Consider the following 18,648-nt stretch of genomic DNA (forward strand, 5'->3'; position numbering starts at 1 on the left):
GAGACTTTCGGTGTTAGCTATTGAGGAAATTAAAAAAATCACGCCAAGCAACCTTCCTGCTTTGACCATTTTTGCTGGAGATGACTTGGGTCAATTTGAGTTGTTGAAGGAGCAGTTTCTCCGCCAGATTCAGTTTCAACCGGGCGATTTGAACACTGCTATTTTTGATATGAAAGAAGCAAACTACCAGGATGTGGAGTTGGACTTGGTCAGTCTGCCTTTTTTTGCGGATGAAAAAATCGTAATTTTGGACCATTTTGCTGATTTGACAACAGCTAAGAAGCGCTATCTGACTGATGAAGAACTCAAATCTTTTGAAAATTATCTGGAAAATCCAGCGGATACAACTCGTCTGGTTATCTTCGCAGAAGGTAAGTTGGATAGCAAGCGCCGTCTGGTCAAACTGCTGAAACGGGACGGGAAAATTTTTGAGGCTGCAGAACTCAAGGAAGCAGATCTGCGGGCTTATTTCAGCAAGGAAGCGCAGGCAGAAGGATTACAATTTGCTCCGGCAGCTTTCGATCAGTTGCTGCTGAAATCAGGTTTTCAGTTCAGTGAAATCAGTAAAAATTTAGCCTTTCTGAAAGGATATAAAGAGTCTGGTCAGATTGGTTTAGAAGATATTGCCGAGGCCATTCCCAAGACTCTTCAGGACAATATTTTTGACCTGACCCAGCTGATTTTGCGACAGAAGATTGATGAAGCTAGAAGCTTGGTGCGAGATTTGACTCTTCAAGGTGAGGATGAAATCAAGCTTATTGCTATTATGCTGGGGCAGTTTCGTATCTTTACTCAGGTCAAGATTTTAGCAGAAAATGGCAGAGCTGAGAGTCAGATTGTGTCTGATTTGTCCGACTATCTAGGCCGCAAGGTCAATCCTTATCAAGTCAAGTTTGCTTTAAAGGATGCTCGCTCACTGAGTTTATCCTTTCTTAAAAAGACCATGGCCTGTCTGATTGAAACAGATTACCAGATTAAGTCAGGGCTGTATGATAAAGATTACTTGTTTGATTTGGCTCTGCTCAAGATTGCGACGGGTGACTTACAAGCAAAATAGTTGAAAAATTCTAATGATTGCGTTATCATTTTTATAATCATATAGAAAAAGAGGTCTATCAAATGGCAATTATCTTACCTGATCTTCCTTACGCTTACGATGCGTTAGAGCCTTACATTGATGAAGAAACAATGCACTTGCATCATGACAAGCACCACAATACCTATGTAACGAATGTTAATGCTGCGCTTGAAAAACATCCTGAAATTGGTGAAGACTTGGAAAAATTATTGGCTGATGTGGAGTCTATCCCAGCTGATATCCGTCAGGCAGTCATCAACAACGGTGGTGGTCATCTTAACCACGCTCTTTTCTGGGAATTGATGACACCAGCAGAAACATCACCATCTGCAGAGTTGGCAGCGGATATCGAAGCTACTTTTGGATCATTTGAAGACTTTAAAGCAGCTTTCACTGCAGCGGCTACAACTCGTTTTGGTTCTGGCTGGGCTTGGTTGGTTGTCAACAAAGAAGGCAAGTTGGAAGTAACTTCAACAGCAAATCAGGATACTCCTATTTCAGAAGGTAAAACTCCAATCTTGGGACTGGATGTTTGGGAACATGCTTACTATGTGAAATACCGCAATCTTCGTCCGAACTACATCCAAGCTTTCTTCTCAGTTATTAACTGGAAAAAGGTTGACGAACTTTACGCGGCTGCTAAATAAACAGGCAGTTTCAATAGATAAAAAGGCGAATCGATTAATGATTTGCCTTTTTTGATGCTTAAAATGCCTTTTTTCTGGGTTTCACTTGTTATTTTCCTCATAATTTTTTATAATACAAATGCTAGGAGAAATGTTTTGAGTAAAAAAATTGTAACGATTATCGTAGCTGTCCTTTCTTGTCTTTGTCTGCTGGGCTTCATCTTCCTGTTTATAACCCAACGAAATAAGGCCATTGAAAAGAAAGCACAAGAGGCTGCCCAACTTGCAAAGTCTGGCGAGCAAGAACAGGAGGAGGAGAAAGTCAAGCCTGATTCCAAACCAGTTGAAGAAAAGCCAAAGCCTGTTGAAAAAAGTCCAGAGGAGAAGCAGAAGGTCATGGAGGCGGACGGCCCTACTATGGATGCTTTAGGACTTCGATTTGACTATGCAAATTTGGATTTGACTCAGGTCATTCAGGCTTATATGACTGAAATGGGAATTGAACCCTCCCAGGTTGCATTTTCATATAAGGATTTGACGACTGGCAAGACCTTTGCAATGAATGATACCCAGCCTATGACTGCGGGATCGACCTACAAGCTCCCTCTCAATATGCTGGTAGTAGATGAGGTTGCTGCCGGCAAACTTTCTATGGACGAGCGGTTTGATATTACCAATACAAACTATGAATATAGGGGCGAGCATGATAACTATGTTGGTGCTTTCAACGGTGCTATGAGAATATCAGACATGCAGGAATATTCCTTGGTTTATTCTGAAAATACTCCAGCCTACGCTTTAGCAGAGCGTCTAGGCGGCATGGAAAAGGCCTATGATATGTTTAGTCGCTACGGTCAGTCCAAGGCTGATATTAAGACGATCAGCCGTGAGAATAATAAGACCACGACGGACTACTATATTCAGGTCCTTGAGTATTTGTCTAAAAATCAGGAAAAGTACAAGGATATCCTTTATTATATAGGCGAATCCTTCCCAGGTGAATACTATAAGCGCTATCTGCGTGACATTACCATCTATCAAAAGCCTGGATATGTTCGTGAGGCGCTCAATGTGGATGCATTAGTTATGGAAGAGAAGCCCTATATTATAGCTCTCTATACGGCTTATTTAGGTGGTAGCACCGAGGCCAGTGATGAGATCAGTGGTGTCGGAATTGAGCAAGTTGGTCAGTTAGCCTACGTCATCAATGAATGGCATCGGGTTAATATGAACTAAGAGCAATCTAGTCTAGACAGGCTAGATTTTTTGATAGCTATTTAGAAAAAAACCAAAATACCTCTTGCTTTTTTGAAAGAGAAGTGTTACAATCTATTTAGAAGATGTTCTAATTACTTCATTCTGCTCTGTTTAATTAGTCACTGAGCAATTTTTTATAAAAGCTATTTAGAAAAAATTCTAAATTTCTCTACTCAAAAAGGAGGAAAAATGAAGAAAGCAAGAAACTCAATCCTACTAACCGTAGTAGGTCTAGTGACGGGTCTATCCATTTGGCTGGCTGTTTTTTCCTGGGTGCTCTATAAAAATAAGGACGACCTGCAAAAAATATCCAATCAAAAACATTTTTAAATACAAAATAGGCAATCTAGTTTTTCTAGACTAGATTTTTTAATCCAGAGTATTTAGAAACAAATCGAAATACCTAAGAAGGATTAGATTGCTTCGTTTCGTACTCTTTATTTAGAAAATTTTCTAAATAGATAGATAAAGGAGAAAAGATGAAAAGAGGATTACTTTTATTGCTTATAGGCTTGCTCACGGTTTTATCCGTCTGCTGGGCAATCCCGTCTTGGATCGTTTTCAAAAATAGACGAAAATTGGAAGGAAAAATTAAATGTTGAAAGAAATTTTACGGAAATACCGCGCTTCTTATCTGGGTGCGACTATCTTTAGCATTGGAGCAACGATTTTTATCACTTTGTTTTCTTTGCAGCTGGGAGTTGTTGTGGACAGTGCGCAGAAGGCTCATTCTAACTTGCTTGGACAATTCTTTATCTGCCTTTTTTGCACTTGTGCTTGGTCTCTTTGCAGCTTGCTGGCTATTTGGTTCAAGAACAATCATAATAAGCAAGTCTTGGAAGAAGTCAAAACGAGGCTTTTCCATTCTTTTTATGACAAGAATTTGCATGACAAGGCTTCCGAGCAGGAAAATAGCTATCTCAACACAACGACCAAGAATATGGATATTTACCAAGAGAATTACTTGACCCCGCGCTGTGATATTGTGGCTGCCTTTTCTTCAGTTTTTATCAGTACACTGGCTATTTTTTGGATTGAATGGCGCATGGCTCTGGGCTTTATTCTCATTTCTTTTTTGACCATGGCTGCGTCACAAATTCCAGGGATATTGATGCGCAAGGCGACAGCGAATTTCACTCAGAAAAGCAATTACTTTTTGAAGCAAGTCACCAATTTTTTGGAAGGCTTTGAGCAAATCAAACTTTTGCAAATCCAAAAAAGGGTGGTTGAGCACCTGTCTAGCAGCAACAGCGACTTTGAGCAAGCCAGAAAAAGCTATAATGCGGCTAAGGAGAGCGCTGTGACTCTGATGATGTTCTTTAGCTTTCTGTCTCAGATATTTTGTATGTCTCTGGGGATTTGGTTTGTCAGCCAAGGGTCTCTGACCATTGGGGCTTTGATTGCCAGTGTTCAGCTTTTGAACTTTGTCTTCACTCCTTTGCAGCTTTTTATCAATAACAAAAATCTCATGAGCACGGTCAAGGATATTGAGAATGATTTTGATGCTAAGTTGGCTAAGAAAGAAGCGGAGCCCGCTCAAAATCTGACCGAAACGATTGATCGGATTGATTTTGAACATCTCGGTCTGGAGTTGGGCGACAAGGCTCTCTTTCAGGATTTTTCTTATCAGTTTGCCAAGGACAAGCACTATGCTATTATCGGCGAGTCTGGTCGGGGCAAGTCGACCTTGATGAAGCTCTTGCTCAATTATTTTGATAGCAAGGACTACGCTGGTCAAATCATGGTCAATGGTCAAGCGGTCAGCCAGCTAGCAAGCGACAGTCTCTATCAGAAAATCGCCTTTATCCAAAAGAATGACTTTTTTATCGAGGGAAGTGTGGCGGACAATATCGCGCTATACAGATATATAAATGCACCTGACCAAACTTTCTTGTACCAAAGTCTGCATTTTAATGAGGCTTTCTTGAGCAAGAAGCTGGATTTGGAGCGGCAGGAAGTTTCCTATGGTGAAAAGCAGCGGATTGATTTGGCGCGTTTCTTGGTTAAGGATTATGATGTGCTGATTTTTGATGAGCCGACCAGTAATCTTGACCCGAGCTTGGCGGCGGAAGTCATGGACTATATCTTGTCCATCAAGGACCGCATTGTTATCGTTATTACTCATAATCAAGGCAGGGCACTCTTAGACCGCTTTGATGACTGTCTGGAATTATAAAAGGAGGAAAGAATTAGTGGCAAGCCTAATCGTTATTTGGCTACCGCTTATCTACGCTTTGTCAATCTATGCAGACCTACCTCAGCTAATCAGAGGGCATTTGCCCTATAGCGGTCTAGGCATGCCCAAGCAAGTCTTTATCTGGTTTCTGCCAGTTCTCTTGAGTGTAATTCAACTGATTGTTTGCTACACGACGATTATTAAAGAGATTATCGACAAGCAATTTGTCCATTTCCTTTACTGGCTGGTTCCCTTTATCAATGCCGTAGTTTATATCAGCGTTCTTCTTTATGGGCTCAATCCGGCTTTTCCGGTATTTAAGGTCAATGGGATTATGTCTGCAATCATCCTTAATGCTGTCAGCTACTTCCTCACGAGAAAAATAGTGGCAGACCAAGAGCCGGCTCCACGCGTTTTAGCTTATATCTTCGGAGGAGTTGGCTCAATCCTGTTTCTGGTCAGCCTCTTCCTCTTTTAAAATAGCAATCTGATAGGAAAGGAGAAAATCATGTTTCATATTTTTACTTTTGTTAAAATGCTTTTATTCTTTATCTTTGGCTGGATCTGGCTCCTTCTCGGTCTACTCAGTTTACTCTTTCTTTTTCCTTTTTAAGTGAAGGAAATATAGAAAATAATGATTGGAGATCATCATGAAATCATCATTTTTGAAAAGCACTGTGGCGCTGGTAACGTGTGGCTTGCTAGCTTTTGGAGCAGCCCACGCTTACGCCGACCAGCAAAAATTGCCGTCAGGCACGTCTTACGACCAAATCGGTCAGAAGATTGAAAATTACTACCAAGAACACGAAAAAACTAGCGCAGGACTGGCAACAACGGTCTTTGACAAAGACGGCAATACTCTCTATCAAAAGAACTTCGGCTATACGGACAAGGAAAAGAAGCTAGCGGTGGATGACAAGTCGGTCTTCGAGTGGGGTTCAACCACCAAAATCACCGTCTGGGTCAGCGTCATGCAGCTTTGGGAGGAGGGCAAGATTGACCTGAAAACGGACATCAGGGAGTATCTGCCCCAAAATCTCCTAAAAAATCTCAAATACGACAAGCCCATTACCATGCTGGACCTCATGAACCACCAAGCGGGCTTTGAAGATTACCCTTTGTATATAGGCTCCGACAAGGATTTAGGAGCATTGATGAAAAAAACTCCGTCTCAGATTTATGAGCCGGGGACGGTGACATCCTATTCAAACTATGGAACAGCGCTGGCGGGCTATATCGTGGAGCGCATTAGCGGGCAATCCTTTGCCGACTATGTCCACGAGCATATTTTAAAGCCCTTGGGTATGAAACACACCGCACTCAAACCTGATTTATCAGATAATGTATTTGTACAAAAACAGCGGGAGAAGGAGAAAACTTATGATACAAATGGAGACTTACTAAAAGGCGACCAACCCTTTGTTCTTGGAGAATATCCAGCGGGGCGGGCAACAGGAACATTTGCCGACATCAAGAAATTTGCCCAAGCCCTCCTGCAAAAGGAGAAGCTCTTTAAAAGGGCAGAGACTTGGGAGAATTTTTACAGCGCTAGCCATACTTATCCGGGTACAGATATTCCCGTCAATGCTCACGGACTTTGGGTGACGGAGTTTGAAAACACCAGAACTTTTGGGCACGGGGGAAACTCACCAGGCTTTACGACCAGCCTCTTGCTTGATTTGAAGTCAGGGATTGGCTCAGTCGTTACAGTCAATCAAAGAAATGAGTTTCATTTCGCTCTTAGCATGCCTGACCTCATTTACGGTAAGAAAAAAGAAGCCTCAAAGGCAGCTCAAAAGGACTTTCAAGCTGGTTTTTACCGCGAAGCGCGTATTTATAGTGGAGGTCCCCTATCTATATTTAGGGTTTTCAAGTCGACTAGCTATCTAACTAACCCTTCTGAAAATACGGCTATCAAAGACTATTTTGGTTTTTGGACGGCAGGAGAAAGAGGAGGGCACTATATTCTGAACCTGCCTATTTCAGATAGGACAAAGCTGCCCTTGTTGGATGTTATCAAAGATTATGGTAGTTTATTACTCGCTGGGCTTGCCGCACTGTATGTCGCCCTTTGCTATCTCAGCGGTATTTTGGCAAAATTGTATCGTTTGCTCACTAGGAAAAACAAGGGAACAGGTTCGGTTGTCTGGTCTAGTTGGCATTATCTGACTGGCTTCCTTATTCTTTGGGCTTTTCGTAATTTGTTCTCATTTTTCTCAATTATTCTCGCGAAAAATTCTTTCGATCTCGCTGGTTTGACGGGGCATTTCCAACTGTTTGCCTTGCTTGCTGTGGTCTTGCTGATTAGTGCTTTTCTTCCCTATCTGCCCTTCTTCAAAGCGAGGTTGAAGCAAGGGAATAAGTACCTTACGCTAGCAACTAGCTCCGTCGCTTTTATCATCGCTTTTAATATTTTCTATTGGTCGCTATACCAATGGTGGACTTTATAATTTTACAAATGACAGAAAGGAGCATTTTATATGCAAAACACAATTTCAACTTCAACCATTAAAAGGTTTCTAGTATGGGCGTTTGGGCTCGCTTGGCCAGGTATGCTAGTCATAGCTTACTTTTATGCGATCAATCAGAAACTTGTCGGTAACATTTTATCCGCAAGTGTGGTAATGTTCGCCCCTATGGTGGCTGCTTTTTTGGCTAAAGCTCCTGTAAAGTCTATCGGCTGGAAATTGAAGCTCGCCAGTAAATGGCGCGATTACCTAGCCTGCTGGTTAGCCATTTGTAGCATTGTACTTGGCGGCGCACTTGTCTATTTTGCTGTCTTTCCGCAGCATTTGGTTTTTGCCCTGAACCCACAAGTCGCCCTTCAAATTTTAATGATTCTTACGGTCTTAACTCTAGCCATCAGTCTTTCTGGCTTGGGCGAGGAAGTTGGCTGGCGGGGTATTCTCTATCCTTATTTGAAAGAGCGCTACGGACGGACTAAGGGACGCATCATTGGTGGTCTCATCTGGGCTATTTGGCATTTTCCTGTCAATATGATTGGAGCAGGGACGCTGGGTGAGCGTTTCTTAAATTTAATTCCCTATTATATCATGGCTATTTCTTTTGGGATTATCCTTGATATTTACTATGTACGTAGCAAAACCATTTGGCTGCCAGCCTTTGGACATGGGGTCATTGATGCCGTTGCCATGATAACTACCGTTTTCACTGTTAGTGGGGTAGAAACGTTTAAATTCCTTGGTCCTGCTCCAACTGGACTTTTTAGCGCTCTCATTGCTCTTGTCATTGCCGTTTGGCTGACCAAGCGCGAAGAGAGAGAAAGTCAGCAGGGGATTTCTTAATCTTTTTTAGGTGATTTTTCTACCACTTACTAGCGCAATCTAACCACTTACCGAAAAAGGGTAGATTTGGCGCTGCCCTTTTGTTAGGATAAGGGTGTAGGGGAAAATACACCTTAAGGAGGTCACACATGACACATACTTATCAAAAGACAGCCCATCGCTCTAGTCTGGAAATCTTGCAAGAAGAAGCAGGGGCAAAAAATTGGTGGCTGAGCCTGCCGCTGGCTTTTCTTGCGATTGCTGCGGGAAGCCTCATCAGCGGAGCTTTGTCCCAATGGCTCTTGCTGCCGAGCATGACGGACGCCAATCGCTTACTGATAGGCATCGTTTCTTTATCCGTCTTTTTAGGTAGCAGTTTACTCATCATTCTCTTCGTCGCTAAATTTTGGGAGCGGCGCAGCCTTGCCAGTTTTGGACTTTGGAAGGAAAAATTAGGGTTCAATCTGCTGCTTGGTACAGCACTGGGTTTCTTCTTAGTCCTTCTGGCTGTGGGCTTCAATCTGCTCGGCGGACAGCTCCACATTCAAGTCGAAAAGCAGTTCAATCTAGGAATTTGGCTCTTTTTCCTGGTCAATTTCTTCTTTCAGGCGCTGGCTGAAGAGATGATTTACCGCGGCTTTGTCATGAACAAACTCCGCACCAAGCTGGACTTGCTACCGGCTGTCCTGCTCAACTCCCTGCTCTTTGCGGTTATCCACATTTTTAAAGGTGGAACGCCCGTCCTTTATATCCTCAATGTCTTTCTGACCGGGATTTTCCTTTCCCTCCTTTTTGCACTGACGGACAATCTCTGGCTGGTCATAGCGCTGCATGCGGCTAATAACATGATTTATCTAGGTGTCTTTGGAGTGATTGGGACGGGCAACAATCTCCAGCACGGTAGTTTCTTACAGACGACTTTGACCAGTCAAGCCAACAGTTTCTTAGCAGGAACGCCAAGCGAACCTCTATCAGGCGGGCTGATAGCAGTCATCGTTATGGCGCTGGCTGCTCTTCTCACCGCCTATCTAGCCAAGAAAAAGCAAGTGTTTAGCTAAGCCCTCCTTGTCTTTTATCCTCAAAAACAGTATAATGGAGAAAAGAATTTGAAAGTTCTCTAAATAGTTTTAGGAGGATTGCTGGCAGAAAATCTTGTCCGTTTGAGTAGCGCCTTGCTTACATTTGTAGGAGCCATGACTTATCTAGAGCTAGTTGCTTTGTTTGTCCTTAGCTAGAAATCAATTTTAAGAGGTATCAAAATTGGGAATTAGTGAAACCATGAAAGCCCTAGCTGATCCAGTTCGGCGGGAAATATTAGAAATATTAAAAAAAGGTCCTAAGTCGGCTGGTGAAATCGCTCAAGTCTTCGATTTGACGGGAGCGACGGTATCCTACCATTTGTCCCAGTTGAAAAAAGCGGGGCTCATCTATGAAGAACGGCAGAAAAATTACATTTACTACCATTTAGATGCCACGGTTTTTGAGGAAATTTTGGTCTGGATTGCCGCGCTAGGAGGGAAAAATAATGAAAACGAAACTGAGAAATAACCTTAGGGAATTGCTGCTGACTTTCTTGGTTATTTGGCTGCCACTTGCTTATGCCTTATGGATTTATCCTAGTTTGCCAGAGAATATTAGGATCAATTTCGTGTCGCTGATTAGCCCGACATTTGAGTATGCACCCAAATTTCTCTTTATCTGGGGTCTGCCAATCTTTATGACTTTGATACAGCTGATTGTTTATGGGGCAACGGCTTACCGAGAAATCACCAAGCCCGCTTTTGCCCGCTTCGTCCTTTGGATTGTTCCTTTGACCCATATTGCTGTCTATCTTTCCATTCTGTTCTATGCTCTTGATTCCCACTTCAACATTAATAAAATTGCAGCGATTTTTTCGGGGGTAATGTTTCTAATTTCTGGAAATTATATGCCTAAGAAAATGGTGGTGGAAGAAAAACCAGCGCCGCGTTGGCTAGCCTACCTCTTTATCCTGGTCGGATTGACAGCCGTACTAGTGGGACTCTTTCTTTTGTAAATTAAGTGAAAACAAAGTGCACAGATTGTGCGCTTTTGTTTAGTCTCATTCTGACTCTTTGTCAACTGTAGTGGGTTGATGAGAAGTTATAATCTGGAGAGGACTAAATCAGTCCTCTCCTTTTTGATGTTCAAAGCGATGATTTCTTTATGAGTTCCAGCATCTAGAACATCCAAGATTATGATGTTAGGGTCTTTTATTCCCAGTAAGTTTGTGATAAAATTGAACTGTTCCATAAGAGTCTTTCTAATGATGGTTTTGTCGCTTTTCATTATAGGTCTTATGGGACTTTTTTTCTACAACAAATAGGCTCCATCATTCCTACAGTGGTTTTACCCACTACAGAAATTATAGAGCCGTTTTTTATTGCAGTAGAGCTTGATGATTTTTAGATTGAATTTATTTAGAAAAAATTCGAAATAGATTTGACAGAAAGAAAGGAAAGATGTATAATCTATTTAGAAAAAAACCAAAACAGTTTAGGAGAAAAAACGATGATTTCCATTCATATCTTGATTGCCATGCTGCTGATTTTAGGGTCAGTCCTTGTTCCTTTGGTTTATTTTAAAAAGACCAAGCACATTTCTCTGCTAGTTTTCCTTTTAGGGGGAGTTGGCTTTTATCTGTCTAGTCAAGTTCTGGAAAATATTTTGCATCGTATCGTTTTACAGCCTCAGGCTGATGGAACTATCGCTTTGCAGACGGAAAATCCTTGGCTATATGTCCTTTATGGTATTGCTGCGGCAGCTATCTTTGAAGAAACAGCCCGCTGGGTCATCTTTTACTGGCTGCAAAAGAAGCGCCCACTGACCTTTAGGGATGGTGTGGCCTATGGCTTGGGTCATGGTGGTATTGAGGCTTTGTTTGTTGGTATTGTCAGTCTCTTAAACTTTTGGGTTATAGCTCAAGTAGTGACTCAGGGGAATGCCCAGACGCTGGCTCAAATTCCTCAAGCAATTATTGACCAAGTCCGTTCCATGAGCGCTGGCAGCATCTATCTTTTGGCTTTTGAACGGATCTTGGCTATTCTCATTCAAATCCTTCTGACCTTCTGGGTTTGGAAAGCGGTCAAGGAGAAGGCTCCAGTGTATTTTTTAGCCGCTCTGGGACTTCACGCCCTGATTGACTTAGCGCCTGCTCTGGCTCAGGTAGGCTTTCTTCCGCCACTGGCTGTTGAGGCTCTGCTCTTAGTAGAAGTAGTGGCACTAGTCTTTCTGACCAAGAAAATTTTGAAAGTTTACCTGAAAGAAAGGTCTAATCATGGGGATCAGTCAAACGCTTAAAGCTCTAGCTGACCCAGTTCGAAGGGGGATTCTGGAAATGCTCAAGCATGGTCCGAAGTCTGCAGGGGAAATTGCCCAAGCTTTTGAGCTGACGCCTGCGACGGTATCCTACCACCTCTCTCAGCTAAAGAAAGCCGGTCTGCTCATAGAAGAAAAGCAGAAGAACTTTATTTATTACAGCTTAGATGTGACGGTTTTTGAAGAAATTCTTGTTTGGTTTCAATCTCTTGGAGGAGGAAACAAAAATGAAAAAAAATAGTTTTCAAGAATTAGGCTGGGCACTTGGCGTCATGCTCTTGCCAGTTTTATATGCCATCTGGGTCTATCAAAAATTACCAGAAAACTTGGCTATTCACTTTGACTTATCTGGAAAAGGAAATGCTTTTTTACCTAAGTTTCTAATAGTATCTGCTTTTCCAATTGTCATGATGCTGCTAGAAGTTATGATCTATTGGACAACCATTGCCAAAGATATCGTGAATAGAACCTTTAAGCACCTTATTCGCTGGCTATTTCCTTGTACCTTTGTTTCGCTGTATCTAGCTACCATTTATCGGGGCTTACATGCGGATTTTGATATGCGTAAAATGGTAACTATGCTAGTTGCTTTGGTTTTCATAATTGTAGGCAATTACTTGCCCAAAAAAGTACAAGCTGACAGAAATTCCATGAATAGAAAATGGGCACACCTCTTTGTTTTGTTAGGATTTTTTACTTTTATAGTCAGCATTTTCTATTTGTAAGCGGATTTATGCTATAATGGTATCAAGTATCAAATAAAAGGGTTATCATGATTACCAAGGAGCATTATCAATTTATCCGGCAGCACCCTGCCTTTGTCAATCTGCCAGTGGAGCTTTTCGATAAATTAGCAGTGGAGATTCAGTATCGCAAGATTCCAAAAGGGCAAATTATCTTTTTTGCAGGAGACCGGCGTGAGCGTCTTTTCCTCTTGTCTCAAGGCTATGTGCGGATTGAGCAGTATGATTCAACAGATACATTTTCTTATATGGATTATGTCAAGAAAAACAGTGTTTTCCCCTATGGAGGTATGTTTTTTGATGAGCGCTATCATTACACAGCCAGCGCTGTCACCAATGTCGAATATTTGTCCATTCCTATCGATTTGTTTGAAGATTATTCAAAGAAGAGTGTGGACCAGCTGTTGTTCATTACCAAGCGCCTATCGCAAATCCTGGAATTTCAGGAACTTCGTTTGCGCAATGTCGTAGCAGCTAGTGCAAGCGAGCGTATTATCCAGTCTCTGTCGCTGCTCTGCATGGATTTGTGCAAGGAAGGGGATAGCCTGCCCTTTCCTATCAGCATGAAAGAACTGGCTAAGCTAGGAGCCACAACTCGGGAAACGGTCAATCAAGTTCTGAAAAAGCTCTTAGATGAAGGTCGGATTGAATACGAACATAAAAAATTAACTTTTAAAGAGAAAGAGTATTTTATGAAATACCTTGCTGGAAGCTAATCGGTTCTGATTAGCTTCTTTTTTTGCTTATGAATTCAAAATATTCTAATATTAACCGTGTACTAATTTTATTTTAAAAAATAAATATTCACAAAAATAATAAAATGCATAAAATATTCAAAGAAAACGCTTTAAAGAAGAATATTATAAAAATAAAAATAGAAAAAAGCAAAGGATTTGGCATTTGCAATGTAGGCTTTTTCTTGAAAGCGGTAGCATTAAATGCTAGAATAGTACATGTAAACGGGCTTAGAAAAACCTAAACCGCAAAGAAAAAGGAGGATAGTAGATGTCTACACATCCAATTCGTGTTTTCTCAGAAATTGGAAAACTGAAAAAAGTTATGCTGCACCGTCCTGGCAAGGAGTTAGAAAACTTGCAGCCGGACTACTTAGAACGTCTTCTTTTTGACGATATTCCTTTCTTAGAAGATGCACAAAAAGAACATGATAACTTTGCTCAAGCGCTTCGCAATGAAGGAGTTGAGGTGCTCTATCTTGAGCAGCTGGCTGCTGAGTCACTGACTTCTCCAGAAATCCGCGAGCAATTCATCGAAGAATATCTGGAAGAAGCCAATATTCGCGGACGTGAAACCAAGAAGGCTATTCGTGAGCTGCTCCGTGGTATCAAAGATAACCGAGAGTTGGTTGAAAAAACGATGGCAGGGGTTCAAAAAGTTGAATTGCCAGAAATTCCTGAAGAGGCAAAAGGATTGACGGACTTGGTAGAATCTGATTATCCATTCGCTATTGATCCAATGCCAAACCTTTACTTCACACGTGACCCATTTGCTACAATTGGTAATGCTGTATCGCTTAACCACATGTATGCAGACACTCGTAATCGTGAAACTCTCTACGGTAAATACATCTTCAAATACCACCCAGTATATGGTGGAAAAGTGGATTTGGTATACAATCGTGAAGAAGATACACGTATCGAAGGTGGGGACGAACTGGTTCTTTCAAAAGATGTGCTGGCAGTTGGTATCTCACAACGTACAGACGCAGCTTCTATCGAAAAACTCTTGGTCAATATCTTCAAGAAAAATGTTGGCTTCAAGAAAGTTTTGGCCTTTGAATTTGCCAACAACCGTAAGTTCATGCACTTGGATACTGTCTTCACTATGGTTGACTATGACAAGTTCACGATTCACCCAGAAATCGAAGGCGATCTTCGCGTTTACTCTGTAACTTATGTTGATGACAAACTTAAGATTGTTGAAGAAAAAGGTGATTTAGCAGAAATCTTAGCTGAAAACCTTGGTGTGGAAAAAGTTCACCTGATTCGCTGTGGTGGTGGCAATATCGTAGCTGCTGCACGTGAGCAGTGGAATGATGGTTCTAACACCTTGACCATCGCACCTGGTGTGGTAGTAGTGTATGACCGCAATACCGTTACTAACAAGATTTTGGAAGAATACGGCTTGCGTTTGATTAAGATCCGCGGAAGTGAATTGGTTCGAGGTCGTGGTGGACCACGCTGTATGTCTATGCCATTTGAACGTGAAGAAATCTAAGTATACAAGTACTAGCAAATACATAAAGAATAGAAAGAGGAAATAATAGAATGACACATTCAGTATTCCAAGGACGTAGCTTCTTAGCAGAAAAAGACTTTAGCCGTGCTGAGTTAGAATACCTTATCGGTCTTTCAGCTCACTTGAAAGATTTGAAAAAACGCAATATTCAACACCACTATCTTGCTGGTAAGAATATCGCTCTCTTGTTTGAAAAAACATCTACTCGTACTCGTGCAGCGTTTACAACAGCAGCTATTGACCTAGGGGCACATCCAGAATATCTTGGTGCTAACGATATCCAGCTTGGTAAGAAAGAATCTACAGAAGATACAGCCAAAGTTTTGGGCCGTATGTTTGACGGGATTGAATTCCGCGGCTTCAGCCAACGTATGGTAGAAGAATTGGCAGAATTCTCAGGTGTTCCAGTATGGAATGGTCTGACTGACGAATGGCATCCAACTCAAATGTTGGCTGACTACTTGACTGTTCAAGAAAACTTTGGCCGTCTGGAAGGCTTGACATTGGTATACTGTGGTGATGGACGTAACAACGTTGCCAACAGCTTGCTGGTAACAGGAGCTATCCTTGGCGTCAATGTTCACATCTTCTCACCAAAAGAACTCTTCCCAGAAAAAGAAATTGTTGAATTGGCAGAAGGCTTTGCGAAAGAAAGCGGCGCACATATCCTCATCACTGAAGATGCTGACGAAGCAGTTAAAGGTGCTGATGTTCTTTACACAGACGTTTGGGTATCTATGGGTGAAGAAGACAAGTTTGCAGAACGCGTTGCCCTCCTCAAACCTTACCAAGTTAACATGGATTTGGTGAAGAAAGCTGATAACGAAAACTTGATTTTCTTGCACTGCTTACCAGCATTCCATGATACAAATACTGTTTACGGTAAAGATGTCGCTGAAAAATTCGGCGTAGAGGAAATGGAAGTAACAGACGAAGTCTTCCGCAGCAAATATGCTCGTCATTTCGACCAAGCAGAAAACCGTATGCACACAATTAAAGCGGTTATGGCTGCAACTCTTGGAAACCTCTACATTCCAAAAGTATAATCTTACCTAAGAAACCGTCTACCAACAGCTATGAGGGCTGCGACTAATAGCTTTAGTCCGGCCCTCTTTTATATGATAAGAAAAGCTCATTTTCTTATTGAAAATTAAAAAATCTACTAAAATAAATTGGAAGCGCATTCATCGAAGCGCAATTAAGGAGAATTTAATGGGAAATCGTAAAATCGTTGTAGCCTTGGGAGGAAATGCCATCCTTTCATCTGACCCATCAGCGAAAGCACAGCAGGAAGCCTTGGCGGAAACTGCTAAACATTTGGTAAAATTGATAAAAAACGGGGATGATCTTATCATTACCCATGGAAATGGTCCACAGGTAGGGAATTTGCTGCTGCAACACTTGGCAGCAGACTCTGAAAAGAATCCTGCCTTCCCACTAGACTCTCTTGTGGCTATGACAGAAGGCAGTATCGGCTTCTGGCTGCAGAATGCTTTGCAAAATGCTCTCTTGGATGAAGGTATCGAAAAGAATGTTGCTTCTGTTGTGACGCAAGTAGTAGTTGATAAGAACGATCTAGCCTTTGTCAACCTCAGCAAACCAATCGGGCCTTTCTATTCAGAAGAAGAAGCAAAAGCAGAAGCTGAAAAGAGCGGAGCGACTTTCAAAGAGGATGCTGGACGTGGTTGGCGTAAGGTCGTTGCTTCACCAAAACCAGTGGATATCAAGGAAATTGAAACAATCCGTACGCTTTTGAATCAAGGTCAAGTAGTAGTGGCTGCGGGTGGCGGCGGGATTCCTGTCATCAAGGAAGACAATGGCCATCTTACTGGTGTTGAAGCCGTTATTGACAAGGACTTTGCTTCTCAGCGTTTGGCGGAGTTGGTTGATGCTGACCTCTTCATCGTCTTGACGGGTGTGGACTATGTCTTTGTTAACTACAACAAACCAGACCAAGCTAAGCTGGAACATGTGAATGTTGCTCAGTTGGAAGAATACATCAAGCAAGAACAATTTGCACCAGGCAGCATGCTTCCAAAAGTAGAAGCAGCTATCGCCTTTGTCAATGGCCGTCCAGAAGGCAAAGCAGTTATCACATCTCTGGAAAATCTTGGCGCTCTGATTGAGTCTGAGAGCGGCACGATTATTGAAAAAGGCTAGGCATAGAACTGATTGAAAGTCGATAGCAGCTGAAATCTGTCGCTGCTGCAAGTTTTTTCCTGAAAATCTTTGATTATTTTCAAAAACACTGGCTTTTTCAATGTTAATATGGTAAAATAAAAACAAAGTAAGCGTTTTCTTGTTTGCTCATACAGGGGAATGCAGGTTCGTAACCTCGTTAAAAAATTTTTAGGAGGGAATACAAATGAGTGAAAAAACAAAAAAAGGGTTTAAGATGCCTTCATCTTACACCGTATTGTTGATAATCATTGCCATTATGGCAGTTCTGACTTGGATTATCCCAGCAGGGGCTTTTGTAAAAGGTGTTTATCAGCCTCAGCCACAAAATCCACAAGGGATTTGGGATGTCCTGATGGCACCGATTCGTGCAATGCTGGGTACGCATCCAGAGGAAGGATCCTTGATCAAGGAAACTACTGCAGCGATAGATGTTGCCTTCTTCATCCTCATGGTCGGTGGTTTCCTTGGTGTTGTCAATGAAACTGGCGCTTTGGATGTGGGAATTGCCTCTATCGTTAAGAAGTACAAGGGTCGCGAAAAGATGCTGATTGTTGTCTTGATGCCTCTCTTTGCCCTCGGTGGTACTACCTATGGTATGGGTGAGGAAACCATGGCCTTCTATCCGCTTTTGGTGCCGGTGATGATGGCGGTTGGTTTTGACAGTCTGACCGGGGTGGCTATTATCCTGCTGGGTTCGCAAATCGGATGTTTGGCTTCCACACTAAATCCATTTGCAACAGGTATCGCTTCAGCGACTGCTGGTGTTAGTACCGGTGAAGGGATTGCTCTCCGTCTCATCTTCTTGTTTGTCATGACAGCTCTCAGTACTTGGTTTGTTTATCGCTATGCAGATAAAATTCAAAAGGATCCGACCAAGTCACTGGTTTACAGCACTCGCGAAGAAGATTTGAAACACTTCAACGTTGAAACTTCTTCATCTGTTGAGTCAACACTGAGCAAAAAGCAAAGAATTGTCTTAGTATTGTTCATTTTGACATTTGTCCTTATGGTATTAAGTTTCATTCCTTGGACAGGTCTCGGTATTACTATCTTTAAGGACATCAATGCCTGGCTGACTGGTCTTCCAGTTGTTGGTAAGATTGTTGGTTCATCTACTTCCGCACTGGGTACTTGGTACTTCCCAGAAGGAGCTATGCTCTTTGCTTTCATGGGAATCTTGATTGGTGCTGTTTACGGTCTCAAGGAAGATAAGATTATCTCAGCCTTTATGAACGGTGCAGCTGACCTGCTTAGCGTAGCCCTAATCGTAGCAATTGCCCGTGGTATCCAAGTTATCATGAATGACGGTATGATTACAGACACTATCCTCAACTGGGGCAAACAAGGACTCAGCGGTCTGTCATCACAAGTATTTATCGTCTTGACCTACATTTTCTACCTGCCAATGTCCTTCCTTATCCCATCATCATCTGGTCTGGCCAGTGCAACTATGGGAATCATGGCTCCTTTGGGAGAATTTGTCAATGTCAAGGCAAGCTTGATCATCACAGCTTACCAGTCTGCTTCAGGTGTGCTGAACCTGGTTGCTCCAACTTCTGGTATTGTTATGGGGGCTTTGGCACTTGGACATATCAATATTGGTACTTGGTGGAAATTTATCGGTAAGCTGATTGTAGCTATCATTGCGATCAGTATTGGTCTCTTACTCCTAGGAACTTTCTTACCGTTCCTATAAGCTAGAAGCTGAGGT

19 protein-coding genes are annotated in these 18,648 nt (G+C 42.1%); all 19 read left to right on the forward strand.

The annotated features are described in order from the left end of the window. The first annotated feature begins 10 nt into the window (after window positions 1–10). On the forward strand, window positions 11–1,057 hold the full coding sequence (gene holA, locus FKX92_RS10140) for a DNA polymerase III subunit delta (RefSeq protein ID WP_149566238.1): 1,047 nt from the start codon (window positions 11–13) through the stop codon (window positions 1,055–1,057). Window positions 1,058–1,119: 62 nt separating this feature from the next. Next, window positions 1,120–1,725, forward strand: a complete 606-nt coding sequence (gene sodA, locus FKX92_RS10145; RefSeq protein WP_002896081.1) for a superoxide dismutase SodA — start codon at window positions 1,120–1,122, stop codon at window positions 1,723–1,725. A gap of 135 nt (window positions 1,726–1,860) precedes the next feature. Next, a complete protein-coding gene (locus FKX92_RS10150; RefSeq protein ID WP_312022685.1) occupies window positions 1,861–2,940 on the forward strand; it encodes a serine hydrolase in 1,080 nt (359 codons plus the stop codon). Between the two features lie 210 nt (window positions 2,941–3,150). Continuing rightward, window positions 3,151–3,291: a hypothetical protein gene (locus FKX92_RS10155; protein ID WP_002897970.1), complete on the forward strand. Its 141-nt coding sequence runs from the start codon at window positions 3,151–3,153 to the stop codon at window positions 3,289–3,291. A gap of 265 nt (window positions 3,292–3,556) precedes the next feature. Next, complete coding sequence (locus FKX92_RS10160; RefSeq protein WP_149566239.1) at window positions 3,557–5,137, forward strand: ATP-binding cassette domain-containing protein; 1,581 nt, start codon at window positions 3,557–3,559, stop codon at window positions 5,135–5,137. Further along, entirely contained in the window at window positions 5,118–5,615 is a 498-nt protein-coding gene (locus tag FKX92_RS10165) for a hypothetical protein (RefSeq protein WP_149566240.1), read from the forward strand. The genes FKX92_RS10160 and FKX92_RS10165 overlap by 20 nt, the downstream gene beginning before the upstream one ends. A gap of 172 nt (window positions 5,616–5,787) precedes the next feature. Beyond that, a complete protein-coding gene (locus FKX92_RS10170) occupies window positions 5,788–7,587 on the forward strand; it encodes a serine hydrolase domain-containing protein (protein ID WP_149566241.1) in 1,800 nt (599 codons plus the stop codon). 30 nt (window positions 7,588–7,617) lie between these two features. Beyond that, the gene (locus FKX92_RS10175; RefSeq protein WP_149566242.1) at window positions 7,618–8,442 is read left to right on the forward strand and encodes a CPBP family intramembrane glutamic endopeptidase; all 825 of its coding nucleotides are present in this window, start codon (window positions 7,618–7,620) and stop codon (window positions 8,440–8,442) included. A gap of 128 nt (window positions 8,443–8,570) precedes the next feature. Next, on the forward strand, window positions 8,571–9,479 hold the full coding sequence (locus FKX92_RS10180; RefSeq protein WP_002897963.1) for a CPBP family intramembrane glutamic endopeptidase: 909 nt from the start codon (window positions 8,571–8,573) through the stop codon (window positions 9,477–9,479). A 202-nt stretch (window positions 9,480–9,681) separates the two neighbouring features. Then, complete coding sequence (locus tag FKX92_RS10185; RefSeq protein ID WP_002897962.1) at window positions 9,682–9,969, forward strand: autorepressor SdpR family transcription factor; 288 nt, start codon at window positions 9,682–9,684, stop codon at window positions 9,967–9,969. Then, window positions 9,947–10,456 (forward strand): SdpI family protein, encoded by a 510-nt coding sequence (locus tag FKX92_RS10190; RefSeq protein ID WP_002915640.1) that lies wholly within the window; start codon window positions 9,947–9,949, stop codon window positions 10,454–10,456. Before FKX92_RS10185 ends, FKX92_RS10190 begins: the two co-directional genes overlap by 23 nt. Before the next feature lie 494 nt (window positions 10,457–10,950). After that, window positions 10,951–11,739, forward strand: a complete 789-nt coding sequence (locus FKX92_RS10200) for a YhfC family intramembrane metalloprotease (protein ID WP_149566243.1) — start codon at window positions 10,951–10,953, stop codon at window positions 11,737–11,739. After that, complete coding sequence (locus tag FKX92_RS10205) at window positions 11,717–11,998, forward strand: autorepressor SdpR family transcription factor (protein ID WP_033179130.1); 282 nt, start codon at window positions 11,717–11,719, stop codon at window positions 11,996–11,998. Before FKX92_RS10200 ends, FKX92_RS10205 begins: the two co-directional genes overlap by 23 nt. After that, window positions 11,985–12,482 (forward strand): DUF1648 domain-containing protein, encoded by a 498-nt coding sequence (locus FKX92_RS10210; RefSeq protein WP_149566244.1) that lies wholly within the window; start codon window positions 11,985–11,987, stop codon window positions 12,480–12,482. Before FKX92_RS10205 ends, FKX92_RS10210 begins: the two co-directional genes overlap by 14 nt. A gap of 47 nt (window positions 12,483–12,529) precedes the next feature. Then, window positions 12,530–13,216: a Crp/Fnr family transcriptional regulator gene (locus tag FKX92_RS10215; RefSeq protein WP_149566245.1), complete on the forward strand. Its 687-nt coding sequence runs from the start codon at window positions 12,530–12,532 to the stop codon at window positions 13,214–13,216. A 289-nt stretch (window positions 13,217–13,505) separates the two neighbouring features. Continuing rightward, window positions 13,506–14,735 carry an arginine deiminase gene (gene arcA, locus FKX92_RS10220; protein WP_125356513.1) on the forward strand — a complete coding sequence of 410 codons (1,230 nt, stop codon included), beginning with the start codon at window positions 13,506–13,508 and terminating at the stop codon, window positions 14,733–14,735. A gap of 50 nt (window positions 14,736–14,785) precedes the next feature. Continuing rightward, on the forward strand, window positions 14,786–15,802 hold the full coding sequence (argF, locus tag FKX92_RS10225) for an ornithine carbamoyltransferase (protein WP_002897953.1): 1,017 nt from the start codon (window positions 14,786–14,788) through the stop codon (window positions 15,800–15,802). Between the two features lie 166 nt (window positions 15,803–15,968). Continuing rightward, on the forward strand, window positions 15,969–16,916 hold the full coding sequence (gene arcC, locus FKX92_RS10230) for a carbamate kinase (RefSeq protein ID WP_149566246.1): 948 nt from the start codon (window positions 15,969–15,971) through the stop codon (window positions 16,914–16,916). 205 nt (window positions 16,917–17,121) lie between these two features. Next, the gene (locus FKX92_RS10235) at window positions 17,122–18,633 is read left to right on the forward strand and encodes a YfcC family protein (RefSeq protein WP_149566247.1); all 1,512 of its coding nucleotides are present in this window, start codon (window positions 17,122–17,124) and stop codon (window positions 18,631–18,633) included. Window positions 18,634–18,648 lie beyond the last annotated feature (15 nt).

The sequence above is a fragment of the Streptococcus sanguinis genome, assembly GCF_008329445.1.
Lineage (GTDB): Bacteria > Bacillota > Bacilli > Lactobacillales > Streptococcaceae > Streptococcus > Streptococcus sanguinis_O.

Coding starts and splice junctions, on each gene's coding strand:
- sodA (WP_002896081.1), top strand. CDS start 1,120: ATGGCAATTATCTTACCTGATCTTCCTTACGCTTACGATGCGTTAGAG.
- FKX92_RS10155 (WP_002897970.1), top strand. CDS start 3,151: ATGAAGAAAGCAAGAAACTCAATCCTACTAACCGTAGTAGGTCTAGTG.
- FKX92_RS10160 (WP_149566239.1), top strand. CDS start 3,557: ATGTTGAAAGAAATTTTACGGAAATACCGCGCTTCTTATCTGGGTGCG.
- FKX92_RS10165 (WP_149566240.1), top strand. CDS start 5,118: ATGACTGTCTGGAATTATAAAAGGAGGAAAGAATTAGTGGCAAGCCTA.
- FKX92_RS10170 (WP_149566241.1), top strand. CDS start 5,788: ATGAAATCATCATTTTTGAAAAGCACTGTGGCGCTGGTAACGTGTGGC.
- FKX92_RS10175 (WP_149566242.1), top strand. CDS start 7,618: ATGCAAAACACAATTTCAACTTCAACCATTAAAAGGTTTCTAGTATGG.
- FKX92_RS10180 (WP_002897963.1), top strand. CDS start 8,571: ATGACACATACTTATCAAAAGACAGCCCATCGCTCTAGTCTGGAAATC.
- FKX92_RS10190 (WP_002915640.1), top strand. CDS start 9,947: ATGAAAACGAAACTGAGAAATAACCTTAGGGAATTGCTGCTGACTTTC.
- FKX92_RS10200 (WP_149566243.1), top strand. CDS start 10,951: ATGATTTCCATTCATATCTTGATTGCCATGCTGCTGATTTTAGGGTCA.
- FKX92_RS10205 (WP_033179130.1), top strand. CDS start 11,717: ATGGGGATCAGTCAAACGCTTAAAGCTCTAGCTGACCCAGTTCGAAGG.
- FKX92_RS10210 (WP_149566244.1), top strand. CDS start 11,985: ATGAAAAAAAATAGTTTTCAAGAATTAGGCTGGGCACTTGGCGTCATG.
- FKX92_RS10215 (WP_149566245.1), top strand. CDS start 12,530: ATGATTACCAAGGAGCATTATCAATTTATCCGGCAGCACCCTGCCTTT.
- arcA (WP_125356513.1), top strand. CDS start 13,506: ATGTCTACACATCCAATTCGTGTTTTCTCAGAAATTGGAAAACTGAAA.
- argF (WP_002897953.1), top strand. CDS start 14,786: ATGACACATTCAGTATTCCAAGGACGTAGCTTCTTAGCAGAAAAAGAC.
- arcC (WP_149566246.1), top strand. CDS start 15,969: ATGGGAAATCGTAAAATCGTTGTAGCCTTGGGAGGAAATGCCATCCTT.
- FKX92_RS10235 (WP_149566247.1), top strand. CDS start 17,122: ATGAGTGAAAAAACAAAAAAAGGGTTTAAGATGCCTTCATCTTACACC.